This window comes from Patulibacter medicamentivorans (assembly GCF_000240225.1).
Classification (GTDB): Bacteria; Actinomycetota; Thermoleophilia; order Solirubrobacterales; family Solirubrobacteraceae; genus Patulibacter; species Patulibacter medicamentivorans.
Genome location: NZ_AGUD01000034.1, coordinates 1 through 15,601 on the forward strand (window position 1 = coordinate 1; position 15,601 = coordinate 15,601).

At 68.0% G+C, this 15,601-nt stretch carries 8 protein-coding genes; all 8 read left to right on the top strand.

All coding sequences use genetic code 11. The features are described 5' to 3' along the window. Positions 1–250: 250 nt before the first annotated feature. The 8 genes from PAI11_RS26085 to PAI11_RS26090 all read left to right on the top strand — a co-directional run bounded on the left by PAI11_RS26085 (position 251) and on the right by PAI11_RS26090 (position 15,597). Positions 251–520, top strand: coding sequence for a hypothetical protein (locus tag PAI11_RS26085; RefSeq protein ID WP_040598235.1), 270 nt, complete (start codon positions 251–253; stop codon positions 518–520). Between the two features lie 52 nt (positions 521–572). After that, complete coding sequence (locus PAI11_RS04000) at positions 573–1,373, top strand: class I SAM-dependent methyltransferase (protein ID WP_170320677.1); 801 nt, start codon at positions 573–575, stop codon at positions 1,371–1,373. 141 nt (positions 1,374–1,514) lie between these two features. Then, positions 1,515–11,459, top strand: coding sequence for an RHS repeat domain-containing protein (locus PAI11_RS04005; RefSeq protein WP_138974086.1), 9,945 nt, complete (start codon positions 1,515–1,517; stop codon positions 11,457–11,459). A gap of 4 nt (positions 11,460–11,463) precedes the next feature. Continuing rightward, positions 11,464–11,958: an Imm26 family immunity protein gene (locus PAI11_RS04010; RefSeq protein ID WP_040598258.1), complete on the top strand. Its 495-nt coding sequence runs from the start codon at positions 11,464–11,466 to the stop codon at positions 11,956–11,958. Between the two features lie 172 nt (positions 11,959–12,130). Continuing rightward, positions 12,131–12,571 (top strand): hypothetical protein, encoded by a 441-nt coding sequence (locus PAI11_RS04015; protein ID WP_040598239.1) that lies wholly within the window; start codon positions 12,131–12,133, stop codon positions 12,569–12,571. A gap of 114 nt (positions 12,572–12,685) precedes the next feature. Beyond that, positions 12,686–13,990, top strand: coding sequence for a homing endonuclease associated repeat-containing protein (locus tag PAI11_RS04020; protein WP_040598240.1), 1,305 nt, complete (start codon positions 12,686–12,688; stop codon positions 13,988–13,990). A 162-nt stretch (positions 13,991–14,152) separates the two neighbouring features. Next, a complete protein-coding gene (locus PAI11_RS04025; RefSeq protein WP_040598242.1) occupies positions 14,153–15,229 on the top strand; it encodes a hypothetical protein in 1,077 nt (358 codons plus the stop codon). 17 nt (positions 15,230–15,246) lie between these two features. Continuing rightward, positions 15,247–15,597, top strand: a complete 351-nt coding sequence (locus tag PAI11_RS26090) for a hypothetical protein (protein ID WP_138974087.1) — start codon at positions 15,247–15,249, stop codon at positions 15,595–15,597. Positions 15,598–15,601: the final 4 nt, after the last annotated feature.

The following is a 15,601-nucleotide window of genomic DNA, read 5'->3' on the forward strand; positions in this document are numbered from 1 at the left end:
ACCCGGCACCTGACCGGAACAACGTCCCTAGCCCTTACAACTAGTGCCTGAGAATCGTCAGATGCCGGGGGATTCCGGCTCGATCCGGGCGGATGCGGGCGAGCGGCCGGCCGTCCACGGCTCGGTGCGGGCCTGAGGCACGCTTGCTGGGTGGCGTCTGGTCGAGCTACGGTCGTTGGGATCGACAACCAACGTGCCCCGGGCGACGCGGCGAACGTCCCCGGGGCTGGCACAGGAGAGCAGGTCTCCCATGCATGACGAGCCTAGCGGTGGTCTGGTGCTGCCGGATGAGGAGGTGCAGGTCGGGGTGTTGCGGCACTTGCTGGATCTGCACCCGATTCAGCTGACGGATGAGGAGTTGATCCGGGAGGCGGTGGGCGATCCGGACGACTTTGCGGAGCGGGATGCGGTGCGGCGGGCGGTCGGGGTGCTGGTCGCCAGCGGCTTGGTCCATCGCCACGGCCGGTTCTTGTTTCCGACTCACGCCGCGCTGGTGTTTCACGCGTTGGCGCCGACGTAGGGACTTGGAAGGGCGTGGGCCTGCGCGAGGCGCTGTGTGGCAAGCTGGCCGCGTGCCGGAGAAGACGCTTGATCGCAACCGGGGCCTGTTGCTCCCGACGCTGCGCGGGGTCGCGCGCGGGATCGTCCGTCGCCGCGACGAGTTTCGCCATCACGTCGCGCGCGACGCGTGGACGGTCGCCAAGCGGTTCGCCGCGCCGTCGGTGGTCAACATCGAGAAGCGCGAGATCCCGCTCGTGATGTGGGCGGTCGTGGAGGGCTGGCTCGACGACCACCAGCGGATGCTGATCGCAGCCCTGGCGAAGGGCCTCGACCACCGTACGTTCTTCGAGATCGGGACCAACCGCGGACGGACGACCTGGACCGTCGTGCGCAACAGCCCCGAGATGCGCGCGTTCACCCTCGACGTCCCGTTGGGGGACGCGTCATCGGCGACCGCTCTGGACCTGGCGTCCGACGATCACCACTTCTTCCGACCGGACGAAGCGACCGGCGAGGCGTTTCACGACACGCCGGAGGCCGAGCGGATCACCCAGCTCTGGGGGGATTCGGCGACCTTCGATTTCTCGCCCTACGCGGGCGAGATCGACCTCGTCTACATCGACGGCGCGCACACCTACGACTACGTCAAGGCCGACACCGCGAACGCTCTGCGGATGCTCAGCCCGACCGGCATGATCGTCTGGGACGACTACGGCAGCAACCCCGGCGTCTACCAGCTGGTCAACGAGGTCGCAGCGACGCTGGATCGGCCCGTCTACCACGTTTATGGCACCCGGATGGCGATCTACAGCCGCCAGGACTTCGTGCACCGCCTGCCGTACGACGACCACGCGTCGCTGCCGACGGTCTGAGCGGGGCGCGGGACGGGCCACGGCGGGCGCCCCGTCGGCCGTGTTTCCGATCGACCATCTGTCTAGAGTTCCCAGAGTCTCTGGCGCGGCCCGCTCCGTGGAAGTATGTTGGCGCGGACAAGCGCGCATGGCGCGAACGAGGTGGCCGACGACGTGCGTGTGCGGCCGCTGTCCACCATTGGTCGTAGGGGTTGCGTCGTGTTGCACAGGTCACGAGCGGTCGTTCTGTCGTTGGGGCTGGGGGTCGGGTCGCTTGGCGCTGTCGGTGGGATCGCGATCGCGGCCGGCGACGAGCAGCGACCAGTCGCGCCAGCGGGGCCGCAGCTGCAGGACATGCAGCCCTTCATCGATCGCCAGGCGAAGGAGGATCGCGAGCGGATTGCCGAGGCCGAGCGGGTAGGGCCGCTCGAGTTGGCGGGGTTGAGCGATGAGGAGGCCCTGCGGGCTCTTCGCAAGCGCCTTCCCGGTCTGGTCGGTCGCAAGGCCACTGCGCAGCTCGATGCGAAGAAGGGCGAGCGGGTCAAGCGCTACGTCGGGCTCGGCACGCAGGCGTTGGTCGAGGATGAGAAGACCGGTCGCAAGCAGCTCGTGCAGTCGTCGCTGCCGTTGCGTGTTCCGACGTCGGACGAGGAGGGAGCGCCGCTGGAGCCGTTGAGTACCGAGGTCGAGGCTCGCGGCGACGAGCTGGCGGCTGAGAACGTTCCGTCGCAGTATCGGATCGCCCGTCGATTGGGGGCATCCAGCGGGCTGCCGAACCACGCCAGCTCGTGGTTCACCGAGGCGAGGTTCGGGGTCGTGCCGCTGGCCGGTGGCAGGCCGCTCGGCGGTGGCCAGGCCAAGCTGTTGTCGGACAAGTCGGTCGTGTTGAACGCGGCGCGTGACCTGGACTACGTGACCGCGGCGGGAGCCGGCGGGAGCCAGGGGATGTTCGTTCTGCGGTCCAAGCGCAGCCCGACGCGGCTGGGAATTCGCGTGGTCGGCGATGTCGATGAGGTCCGTGAGGGCGAGCGTCGGTTGGGGGCCGAGATTGTGCGTGGAAGGACGGTCGTTGGGCGTCTCCAGGCGCCGATCGCGGCGGACGCCAACGGCACCTCGGTGCCGGTCGATTGGAAGCTCGATGGCGACGTCATGCGGATGGCCGTCGATCTCGACGATCCCGCGATCCGACTGCCGGTCGTGGTCGACCCGTCCGTGGTCGAGGATCAGCGCTATTGGGTCAGCAACACGGCGATCGACTTCACGGGCTGGGAGTTCGGCAGCGCGACGCCGAGCTTCTACCCGACGGCCAAGGGCACGGGCTTCTATGGCTACGGGCTGACGATCTACAGCGATTCCACGAAGACCTTTCCGGCGGGGACGTTCGGGACGTGGACGTTCCGTGCCCCGTTCGATCCGGCGTTCATCGATGAGGGCGCGCACATCATCAACGTGGACTTCGGGTACACGGCACACGTCCCGGCGGGCGGCACGGGCAGCTGCATGCAGCAGGGCATCTATGACCCGCGCAACACGACGGCGAGCTACCCGGCCGGCCAGTTCGAGAACGCCTACTGGAAGTTCGGCACACCGACCAGCACGACCGCTGGTCCCTACTACGGCTACGGCGGTGGGCTGGGGATGTACACGTGCGCGGCCGAGGGCACGATGTGGAACACGGCCACGTACAAGTACCGGACCCACGGGATGACGCAGCCGTTTGACTGGAACGGCAGTTCGCCGACCGCGGGGCGGCCGGCGAACATGGCGGTGTTCGGCCTCTCCAACGGGGTCGGCAAGCCGTCGGCTAACGGTCTGGCGTACCTCGGCTCGTCGTTGATCCGGATGAGCGAGCAGGTGGCGCCGCACCTGACGACGACCGGCCAGCCGACCGGCTGGGTGCATACCGCGCCAGGCTTCACGGCCACGGCGACGGACTATGGCCTGGGCTCCACGCAGGTGTCGGCGGCGGCCTCGGGCATGGCGACGCAGACCTCGACCCCGCCGGCCTGCTTGAGCACGTCGCTGAACCCGCCGACCGGCGTCAACCCGAACAACGGCGTCGGCAACCAGGGCGATCGCAACAACCGCTGCCCGAAGGTCCTCTCCAAGGCCATCGACACCAGCGCCCTGCCCGAGGGCGCCAACACGGTGACGTTGACGGGCAAGGACCTGATGGACAACCAGGCGACGCTGGCGGTCCCGGTCAAGGTCGACAGGTCGAAGCCGACGATCGAGCAGCTGAACCCGGGGCAGGTCGTGCGTCCCGAGGCGCCGGCCGGCAGTGGCGCCCCGACGAAGATCAGCGTCAAGGCGAAGGATCAGTACTCGGGGGTCAAGACGGTCAGCGTGACGGTCGATGGGCAGCCGGTGACGGTCACGCAGCCGACGTGCGCGGCGGGGGAGTGCCCGGTCGAGTACTCGTTCGACATCCCGGCGAGCCAGTTGCGGGATGGGCAGCATCGCGTCGACGTGACGGTGACCGATCAGGTCGACGGTGCGGCGACGATCGCCAACCATCGTGAGTCGCTGAGCTTCGTCGTCACGGTCTACCACGATCCGACGAACCCGCCGACCGATCCGGGAGCGCAGCTGGGTCGGCAGCCGGTGGGTGGCCTGGGGTTCGAGGATTGGTGGACGTACGACACCACCGAGACCGGTGCTGGCAGCAATCTGCGGGTGAACCTGGCGAATGGCAACGCGACGTGGGCCTACACGCCGGTGTCGAATCCCGGCATCGGGCTCGACACCTTCCTCCGGCTGACCTACAACAGCTACGAGCCGTCGGGGTTGTTCCCGAACCTGCTCGATAGCGGCAACGCGGGGATCGGGGCCTACTCCGTCGCCGGTCGCGGCTTCTCGGTCCAGCTGGCCGGCTTCACCAGGCTCAACGAGAAGTTGGAGATCAAGGGTCCGGGTGGCATCGACCTGCTTCCTGCGGTCGACCCGCAGGCCTTTGCCAAGGGCGTCATCCTGACCGACGGCGACGGCACGCAGCACTACTTCGAGCGGGACGACAGCAAGCCGGGGATCCGGTTCAAGCGGCCCGCCGGTGTCGAGATCGAGTTGCGGCGCTTCGACGACAACTCGGCGTCCGCGAAGTACTGGGCGGCGACTCGGGCCGACGGCGTCACGGCGTTCTTCGATCGTGAGGGCTGGGCGACCGGGATGCAGGACCGTCACGGCAACCGCATGGAGTTCGTGCTCGAGACGGTGGGGACCAAGCCCGGGTGCGGCAGCCTGCTCTGCACCAAGCGCGTGCGCTACATCCGCGACGCCGCTGCGTTGGACAAGACCGGACTCGAAGCTGCGGGCACGCAGGCGGAGGTGCAGGCGGCGCGGCAGTGGACGCTGACCTACGACGACGACAACGCGAATCACACGGGAGCGGGCCGCCTGGTGTCGATCGAGGATCGCAAGGTCCTCCCGGGCGGCCAGCGACGCCTGACGACGTTCGCCTACGGCTCCGACCGGCTGGAGAAGATCACCGAGGCGGCCAACGGTCCCGCGGCGCAGAAGCGATCGTTCCAGCTCGGCTACCTGGACGCGACGTCCGGGTACCTGACGTCGGTCAGGGACCCGAGGAACAACACGACCAGCGTCGCGTATACCGCCGCGCCGTCCGCCTTCGGCAGTTTGCTCGGTCCGGTGCTGGATCCGCTGCTGCAGTGGACGGGCATCGTGCCGAACCTCAAGTTCGCGACCGCGGTGACGGATCGTGGTGGCCGGGAGCGGCGCTACCGGTTCGACGCGCCGTCGTCGGCTGGGCAGTCGCACGAGACGTGGGTCCTGAGCGATCGCGACGCGACGTCGGCCCAGGGGACCCGGACGCGCGTGGACAAGGTCACCGTCGATGGCGCGGGCAGGATGACCGACCTGACGCAGGCCGCCGACGATCCGGCGACCCAGGGGGTCAACGAGGCGGCGGCGTCGCCACGGCGCAGCCAGCAGCATTGGACGGGCGACAACTACGTCGGCTGGAGCAGCGAGGCGCTGGAGGAGCCGACGAAGACGGTGACGACGGAGTACGAGTGGGGCGACCTCGGTCAGCTGCGAAGCGAGACCGAGCACTTCGGCACGGCCGGCGCCGGGGGCACACCGACCCGCTCCCGTTCCTGGGGCTACAACGAGCACTGGGGGACGATCCACAACGCCGACGAGGACGACTCCGGCACGAGTCCGGCGGCGTCCGGCATCGGCCCGTTCGTGTTCGACGTCAACCGCGAGGTCGACCGCAACGGCAAGGCCACCGACTACGACTACACGCCTCCGGGCGATGTCGTCGGCGGTGACCCGGATCGCGGGGACCTGTACAAGCTGCGCCGAGACGGGGCGGGGGACGAGACGTTCCGCTACACCCCGCGCGGCCTCATGACCAAGCACACCCAGAAGGTCTGGGACGACGCCCCCGCGACGGGATCGTTCTGGGAGGGCGAATCGGCCGAGGTCGATGAGGAGTGGTCGCTGTTCGACGGGAACGGGGATCCCGCGCTGCGGCTCGACCAGCGCGATCGTCCGTGGACGACCGCGCGGGACGAGGTCGGCAACGTCGTCCGGCTCCTCGACCCTCGCGCGGGCGTTCCCACCGTGACGGTCGCGGCGGAGGCGCCACTCGCGACGTCCGACAACCCGGCCGTCGACCTGGGCGCCGTCCGGACTGCCGCCCGGCTCCAGGGCGACAAGTTCGTGGCGCGGTGGACCTACGACGCGCTGGACCGCCAAGTCGCGGCGGCGATTCCCAAGAGCTCGGGAATCCTCCCGGCGGAGAACCCCGATCGCTTCCGCGTGACGGCGACGAGCTACGACCTGAACGACAACGTCATCGCGGCGAGGGATGGCAACGGCGAGATCGGGTCGAGCACCTATACGGCGACCGACAAGCTGGCGACGCGCACGTCGCCGTCGGTCGAGCACCACGTCGATGCGCCTGAGGCAGACGATGACCTGCCGACCACGCAGACGAGTGGCACACCGGAAGTGACCCGCTACTCGTACGACAAGGCGGACAACGTCAAGGAGCAGTCCGACCCGCTCGGCGCGCTCGGGAGCGGCGCGCACCGCACGTCGTGGACGTACGACCTGTTCGACGAGCCGACGGTTCGGGTGCAGTACGGCGCCGCGGCTGACGATCAGGCCAAGCTCGTCACGTCGCGGGCCTACGACGCGCGCGGCAACGTGGTCGGCGAGAGCGACGCGAAGGCGAACGGCGCCGCGTCGATCGGCGACGCCGAGGTCAACGCGAAGACGCCGGCCAAGCAGCGGACGGCCTACGAGTACGACACCTTCGATCGGCTCAAGTCCAAGACCGAGAACCCCTTCGGCAGCCCCTCCGCGTCGACGCAGTTGATCACCAACTACGGCTACGACGGTGAGGACCGGCCGACGCGTACCACCACGCCGGCTGGTCGGACCTCGATCACCGTCTACGACGATCGCGGTGAGGTCGTCGAGCAGAAGGAGCCGTTCAAGTACGAGGCGACGGGCGATCGCCTGACGCGTACCGACGAGAACGCTATGGCGGTCACGAGCTACAAGCGCCGCCTCGACGGGCAGCTCTACGAGGTCACGAGCCCCCGCGGCAACGCGACCAGCGCCGCCGGGGACTTCGTCACCAAGCTCGGCTACTGGGACACGGGGGAGTTGCGGGTCCGCAGCGTGCCTCGTGCCGCCGGCCAGTACGGCGATCCTGACGCATGGAAGGTCCGCTACGACATCAACGCCGTCGGCGACCCCGAGTTGATCGTCGACGCTCGCGGCAAGGCGCTGACCAACGAGTTCCTCGACACGGGTGAGCTTGCGAAGACGACCCGTCCGTCGTTCTGGATCTACGACCAGGACAAGCAGACGCTCCGTGAGCGGACTTCGGACGATCCGAAAGCGACCCAGGTCGGCGATGCCGAGTTGCCAGCCAGCCCGGGTCACGGGGACTTCGGCAAGGTCGAGCCGCAGGCGCTTCCGGACATCGTTCCGGCGAAGGGCCCGACCAGCTTCGGCTACGACGACGAGTTGCGGCTCAACCGGGTCACGGCGCAGGGCGACGTCAGCGGGCACGTCACGCAGAACCTCTTCTACGACCCCGTGGGGCGGCTGACGAAGCGGACGATCCCGCTCGCCGGCAGCGGCGAGGACATCGACACGATCGATCTGTCGTGGCAGTACGACGCCAACGGCAACACGCGCGCGGCGATCGACGGTCGCAAGAGCGCCACGGTCTACCGCTACGACAGCTACGACCGCTTGAAGTCGGTGACGGCGCCGGCCAACTGCGACAGTGGCAGCGGGTGCGCGCGCCCGAAGACGACACAGAGCTTCGATCCCAACGGCAACGTCGAGACCGAGGTGACGCCGCTGTCCACCAATCCGCAGGTGGAGGACTGGGACGGCGACGCCGGAACCAGCGACGCGACGACCGGGACCAAGATCCGGCACTACGACGCGGCTGACCGCTTGGTGACCGAGGTCGACGAGGCCGGCGCGAAGACGCAGCACGACTACGACGAGGATGGGCTGACGACGGTCGACTACCGGCCGCGGGCGTTCAGCGACGCGACCGATGCGACTCCTGACGACGATTTCGCCACCAGGTACACCCGCGACGGCGGCGGACGCGTCCTGAAGAGGACCGAGAAGGTCGACGACGGTGGCAGCACCAGCACGCTGGAGACCACCTTCGAGTACGACCGCAACGGCAACCAGACGAAGGTCGTCTCGCCCGGTTCGGCGAAGAGCGCGGGCCAGAGCGTCGAGGATCGCGTGCAGACCCGCCGCTACGACGGCCGCGACCTGCCCTGGGTGACGACGGTCGGCGACGGCGCCGATGCGCGCTCCACGATCACCGAGTACGACGGCAACGGCTGGCTGCGGCGGACCGTCAAGCCCGAGGGCGTGCAGAACCCGGGCCCTGACGCGACGCCCGAGCACGAGGACCTGACCGGCAACGAGATCGGGGTGACCCCGCTCCAGACCAACGCGACGAAGAACGCGGAGGTCCGCGAGTACGACGACGACGGCCTGCTGATCGGCCGCAACCTGCCGTGGGGCGACAGCGACAACGCCAACGGGCAGCACCATCGCTGGCGCCAGGCCTACGGGTACACCAACCGCGGGCTCGTCAGCTCGATCGGCGAGGTCTACGAGGTCGGTACCGGCAGCGGCAAGTACAACCACGACACCCTGATCGACTACAACCTCGCCGGCTGGCCGACGGAGACCAACGAACGAGGCTGGACGCAGGGCGACGACCCGCCTCCGTCCTCGGTCAAGGGCGACCGGCTCGTCTACGACTACGACAAGCAGGGCAACCAGAAGCGCTGGCGCTCGCCCGGGCGCTCTCGCGACATCCGCCGCGGCTTCTACCCGTCCGGCCAGATGGCCTGGCGCTGCGGGGTCCGCAACGACGGCACTGGCAGCAAGCTCTCCGAGGAGCAGGTCTTCAGCTACGAGTACGACCAGGCCGGGGGCCTGACCAAGCTGACCGACTGGATGCACCACCAGGTCCGCCCGGAGACGGCGAACCAGTGCCAGGAGGAAGCGGTCTCCAACGACGGCTACACGCCTGACCGCAACACGCTGATCAAGCGCGACCGGGCCGGCCGGCCGGCGTCGGTGAACGAGAGCTGGGACAACGGCAAGGACACGGTCTACAGCTACGTGAAGAACGCTCCGGCGTTGATCTCCGAGGTCCGGACGGACGGTCGGGTCTCCGGCACGGACTTCACCAACGGAACGCGTACGAAGTACGGCTACGACCTGCTGGACCGCAACACGCGCGTTCGTGTCTACTCGCCGTCGACCGGCACCAACCCGGACCGGACCACTGATCTGCGGTGGTGGCCGTCCGGCGACCGTCGTCAGGTCACCAAGCCTGCGACCACCAGCGGTCGGACGGTCGAGGAGCGGTTCTATGACACGGCCGGGCTGATCCGCGAGCGCAACGTCACCGAGCCGGGGGATACCTCGGTCAGCCGCAAGCGGTTCTACGAGTACGACAAGAACGGCAACCGGACGAAGGACGAGCGCGGGGAGAACGACTACAACGCTCGCGACCAGCTCACGAAGTGGCAGCGCCGGCGGCCGAACCCCGACGTGAACGCCGCTCCAGCGAATCGGCTGCTGATGCCGGCCAAGACCGAGAAGGACCCGGGCAAGACCACGACCTACGACGTGGACGGCGCTGGCCGCAAGAAGAAGACGACCGACACCATCGTGATCGCCGACGGTGGTACCGACGTCACGACCGAGGTCATCACCAGCAACGAGTACGACGGCGACCGCCTGCTCAAGAGCGACCGTCAGATCAAGACCTGGGGAACCGGGCTCCAAGGGTCGCGCTCGGCCCAGAGCGACTGCTACGCCTACAACACGTTCGGCTCGATGACGGCGATGCGGCGCGAGAAGACCGCGAAGGAGCCGGCAGGCGTCGGGACCGAGCCGGCGCACCTTCCCGCACCCGGAGGCTGCAGCACCAGCACCAGCCCGATCGAGGTGCAGTACACCTACGACACGTTCGAGCGGCTGACCGCCGGGCGCGAGCGCCAGCACGACGAGAGCGACGAGTCCGACACCGGGAATCTGGATCCGTCGCAGGCCTACTGCTACGACGCGCTCGATCGCCGCGATCGGCGGGTGACCGGCCTCAGCGGCGACGACGACCCGAGCGGCGGCGACGATGTCGAGCAACTCCGGCGGGCGCGGGCGGCCTGCACCAAGGCCACGCCTCCCGGGAGCGATATCAAGGGTCACGACTACAGCTACCTCGGCTTGACCGAGCAGCTGACCCGCGAGAACCGCGACGGCGACAAGATCCAGACCTACGAGTACACCGCCAACGGCGAGCGGCTCGGGCGACTCAAGACCGACGGCGGGGTGCCGCAGTGGCGGGCCTACGAGACCGACGCCCAGGGCTCGGTCGTCGGCCTGGAGTCGCCGACCACCGGCAAGGTCGCCGAGGACGACGAGTATCGGACGGACCCATACGGCGGGCCGGTCTCACCGGAGAAGGACCTGGGCACGGACGCCGAGGACAACCCGTTCCGGTTCCAGGGCTTCTACAAGGACCAGGACACCGGCACCTACGACATGCAGGCGCGGGCGTATCGACCCGACATCGGTCAGTTCCTGCAGCAGGACCGCTACAGCGATCCGAAGGCAGACCTGCAGCTGGCGGCCGACCCGCTGACGAGCAGCCGCTACTCGTTCACGGCAGCGAACCCCGCGACGCGGGCGGAGTACGACGGGCACTTTGGCGAAGGATCGGTGTTCGGAAGCATCGGTGCCTCCGGTGGCACCGTCGGCGGTGGCAGCTCGTCCGGGAAGGGATCGGCTGGCGCTGGCGGTGGAAGGCAACAAGGCGGATCGGGAGCAGACTCGATCGTCAGGGCCCTCAATGGTGCCGCACAGGAGGTGGCTGCCCGGATCATTCCGACTGCGAATGACGCCTGGAGCGACACCTCCGCTGGTCGTGCCATCCGCGAACGGGAAGCCCGGCGCTGTTTGGGGGGCGTCGGCGTGACTGCCTACGCGTGCACTGGGCTATTCCCTTTGCCATCTGCGAAGACGGAATCGCTCGGCGAGTTCATCAAATCGATGACCTGCGATCCCGGCAAGCCGTGGAGTTGTGCGCTGTTCCTCGGAACGGGTGCCATAGGCAAGGTCGGCGAGAAGGTCTTCGGCAAGGCACTGGGCGAGGCCCTTGATTCTGTTGTCGATGGTGGACGCCGCCGTGCAGGAGTTGCGAATGGTGCGAAGCCTAGGCCGCTGCCAGGGGCTTCGGCGGCAATGCCGTCTCTTCCCGCTCAGCTTCGCGGCGGGGCCAGCAACGTCACGGTCTATCGGGGTATCAATCGAGACGGGAAAGAGATCTACATCGGTATCACGAGTCGATTCAAGAAGCGGGCCTATGAGCATAGAAACCGCTTCGACCTGGAGCCCATAACACCCACTCCGGTGACACGCGGACAGGCGCGTGCCATCGAGCAGGCCGGCATCGTCAACGCGCGTTCCCGAGGTCTGGCATACGAAAACAAGATCAACAGCGTCAGCCCTAGGCACGACTATTACGACGATGCGGTTTCGTGGGGCCAGGCCTGGATGCAGCACAATGGTCACTAGCGCCATGACTGACGATCCGATCAATATGCAGCCCCTTCGGCGGTCTCGAAAGCGGCTCCGCGCGGGCGACCTGTTCACCTTCCAGATGCCGGATGCTCGCTATTACTACGGCCGGGTGGTGTCCACGGACGCCTGCCTCGGTCAAGTTGCCGATGGCCTTGTCCTGGTCTACGTCTTCAAAGATGGGCAGGTGACCAAAGGTGCGGATCGAGAGGTCGCGCAAGTCCGCAATCTCTTGCTTCCGCCGATCATGACCAATCGGCTCGGGTGGTCAGACGGCTACTTTGAGACGGTGGACCATTGGCCGCTGGGAGATGGCGAGGTACTTCCGCGTCACGTGTTCAAGGCACGGGACCGGGAACAGTACTGGGACGCGGAAGGCCGTCAGGCGGTGCCGCCTTTCGACGTACCGATCGGCCGGTGGAGCGTGGCGAGTTACCGATCGATTGACGACCAGGTCAGCGCAGCATTGGGAATTCCGCTCGCGCCGGAGCAGTAGCTCAACGACTACGGACCGGCGATCTGGTCTTGACGCCCACGTGGGAAAGAGTTTGCGTTCCCTGGAGTCCAGAAGGGAGAGGCTCGTCGGATCCGTGGTGAGTTGCGCGAACTGACGCCACGAGCGCGGCCACTCAGTGCCTTGAAGAACACGCCACCGGGATTCTGACGCGATGTCATTCGCCAATTGGGCCAACCTCTTCGCGTCCACCAGCGACGCCAAAATCCGCGAGTTCGGCGACGCGGTCGCTGCCGCTGTTCGCGACGGCGATGGTCTTGGTCTCCGGGAGGAGTTGACAGCGGAACTCCTTCGTCGCGCTGGACTTGATGCGGTCGACACGAGCGCTGTGCATTCCGTGGCGGTGGCCGAAGAGGAGCGGTCTGACGAGCGGGCTTTCGAAGCGGAAGAGTCGGGTGCTGAGGCTGAGCGTCGTCGTCACTTCGCCGAGGCACGGACGTTCGGCGGTCTCCGAGAGATCACGGCCGACGTGGATGACGACGAGGCATTGAGCGGTGCGCTCTACGAACTTCTGTACGCCCTGGATGGGCATCTGAGCGAGTTGGAGGTTGCGCTCGGGTCGATCGGGCCTCGCTGGGCTCGTCTCCTGCGCTAGGCCAGGTGGGGTAGAGGCTCGGCTCGGGCGGCCATGACCCCCACCTAGGGGCGGTTCTGGATCTGTTCGACGCAGGTGCGCTGAATTGCTGGTGAGTCGTGCGAGGATCGGGTCGTGGCGGTGGATCGAGCGCGTGCGTTGGAGGTCATCCGGCTGGTGCGGGCGGTGGGCAACCAGCATGTCTCGCGCCGGGGGTATGAGCGTTGGCGTGCGGCGCAGGCCGAGCCCGAGAGCTGGCCGACGGCAACGGAGATCGTCGGGGCGTTCGACGGCCGTTGGGGCCATGCGCTACGCGCTGCCGGCTTGGAGGTCGTGCGGGGTCCGCGGAAGACCGTCACTGACGACGAGGTGCTGGCGTTGATCGGTCGGTGCGCGGCGGAGGTGGGTCAGGTTCCGACGCAGGCGGTCTACGGTGGGTGGGCGGTTGGTCAGGATCCGCCGGGGCCGTCGGGTTCGACGGTGTCGTTGCGGTTCGGGTCGTGGACGGCGGCGCTGCGGCTCGCTGGTCTGGACCCGGCGTTGGCGCGGCGGCGGGCTGGGGCGGTGACGGGGTCGACGCCGGAGCGGCGGGCGGAGGTCGTTGCGGCGTTGCGGGCGTTCGCGGTCGATGTCGGTGTGGCGGATGGTGATGCGGCGCGGTCGTGGGAGACGTTTCGTGCGTTGGGGCCGGCGGCGTATGCCGCGTGGCGCGAGGAGTGCGATCGGTCGGTGCCGAGTTCGGTGGTGGTGCGGGCGTGTGCGAGTCCGTGGATCGCGGCGTTGCAGTTGGCGGGGTTGGCGAGCGCGGCCAGGGTTCCGCGTAAGCCGTTGGTGTTCACCGATGATGCGATGTTGCGTGCGCTGCGTGACGCGGCCGCGGCGCTGCCGGAGGGCGTTGGGCTGTCGAATCTGCGGTATCAGGCGTGGCGTGGGGATCGGGACGATGTGCCGACGTCGCGGTTGGTGTGGGAACGGTTCGGGTCGTGGGCGGCGGCGTTGACGGCGGCCGGGGTCCGCGCGGCGCCGCCTGCCGTGGATGGTGAGGAGCTGCTGGCGGCGTTGCGGCGGTTTCTTGCTGAGACCTCGGGCGAGCCGCATCGCGATCGGTATCTGTTGTGGGCGGCTGACGAGCGGCGGGCGCCGCCGGTTGGGGCGTTCACGATCGCGTTCGGGAGCTGGTCGGCGGCGATCGCTGCTGCTGGCGGTCCTGCCGGGGTGGTTGGGCGGGCGCTCGTGCGGCGATCGCGATCACGATCGCCGAGCACGGGCCTGCTACCAACGGCCGGTGACCGGCCGGGGAGAGGGGGCAGGGAGCCTGCCCGGTTGGTGCGCGGCCGAGACCCGGGCCGATCGCCTCGAGCGCGCATGGGCTCGGACGAAGACCACCAGCGGGATCGTGCTCTTCACCCAGTTCCTGACGTATCAGCATCCGGACCATAGCTGTCACCTCGTCAACGAGGCCACTCCCGACGCTGCGTACAACATCCGAACTGCGTCAGGGCCACCGACCAACCCGGCACACTACGACCAGATGAAGGTCCCGACCCTCTTCAACCGCTTCGCGAGCCTCTCATAGAGCCGCGTCAATCAAGGACCACTCGTATGCGTCGGACCACGCGAATCCTGCTCGCAGTCGGTGCGTTCATCATGGCGAACGGCGTCGTCGGCGCCGGCGCGTCGGCGGCCGGCTTTGGGCAGCTGCCAGCGACTGGGAGCGGCCTGGAGAGTGACGGGGAGAAGTGGTTCTCGGTCTTCAATGACGACCGGAGCGTGTTGTCGGTATTCGACGCGCGTACTGGGGCGCGGGTCGGTCGGCCGATCCCGACGCAGCGCGACCGTTTCGGCAAGCTTTACAGCTACCAGCCGTTCGGGATCTTGGATGGCCGCGTCTTCATGGCCGCGTCTAACAGCGACACCTCGGGCTCCAACAACGTTCGGCAGCTGGTCGTTGCGGACCCGAGCAGCGGCACGATGTCGTTCCTCTGCGGGGATCCAGGACCGACCGGGCTGCCGTTCAACTGGAACTGTCCCGTGCAGGCCAGTCCCGATGGCTACCCCATGTACTACTCGGCGGTCGGCCGGTCGTGGATGTGGGTCAGCATGCAGACCTCGGTCTACACCGGCGGGGCGTTGCGGTGGGGCATCACCGACGGCAAGTTCTGGTGGCGACTGCCGAGTGCCAGCGAACGCAAGCAGATCAAGAAGGCGTCACGAGGAATCCTGAGCACCTTCCCCTTTGATGCGCCGATCGATCTCGACCGCACCAAGATTCGAACCGCGTTCTCCTGGGGCTACGAGCACACCATCGACGCGTCCAACGGAGTCACGGTCGTGGTCCGCAAGCCCCGGGATCGCGGGCTTACGAGAATCCGTCTGCCGTTCTTGCCCATCGGGGTGCTCCAAGCGCGATTTGCGAGTCGTGGCCTCTGCGCGGTCCGCGGTCGCCGGATCGTGCTGTGGGACAAGACCTCGCGCCGCGTGTGGACGCGGTCGATCGACAAGCGGCGGTTCGGGCGCTACACCGCCGTTCGGTGCGCGGGCCGCGTGATCGTGCTCGGACCCTACACTCCAGAGGCCGCGACGATCGATTCGTCGTTGCGGTGGCCGTCGTTGCGCTCGCACCGCGGCTGGAAGAGCCTCGGCGTGTTGCGCGCTGGTCGCTCGCTGACGGTCCGCTGAGCCGGCCCCGAGACTTTGTGAACCGGCTGCCCTCGATCGCCACCGCGATCGTCGCGGCAGGGCTGCTGGCCGCGAGCGCAGCGAACGCCGCGACATTGCCGGCGTCCGGGAGCGGCCTTGCTGGCGACGGGGAAGGTCGCGTTGCCGTGTTCGCACCGGATGGTGCGTCGGTTGGGCTCTACAACGCGGTTCGGCGGCGTGCGATCGGTGTGCCGGTCGCGATCCCGCGAACGGCCGCCGGAGCGCCCTATCGTGCGCGGACGGTCCGGAGCTGGGGCACGACGGTCTTTCTCGCGGCGTTTGATCCGGCTCGGCCGTCCGATCTCGCGCGCGACGATCGCCTTGCCTTGGCGGATGTGCCGGACTGATGGC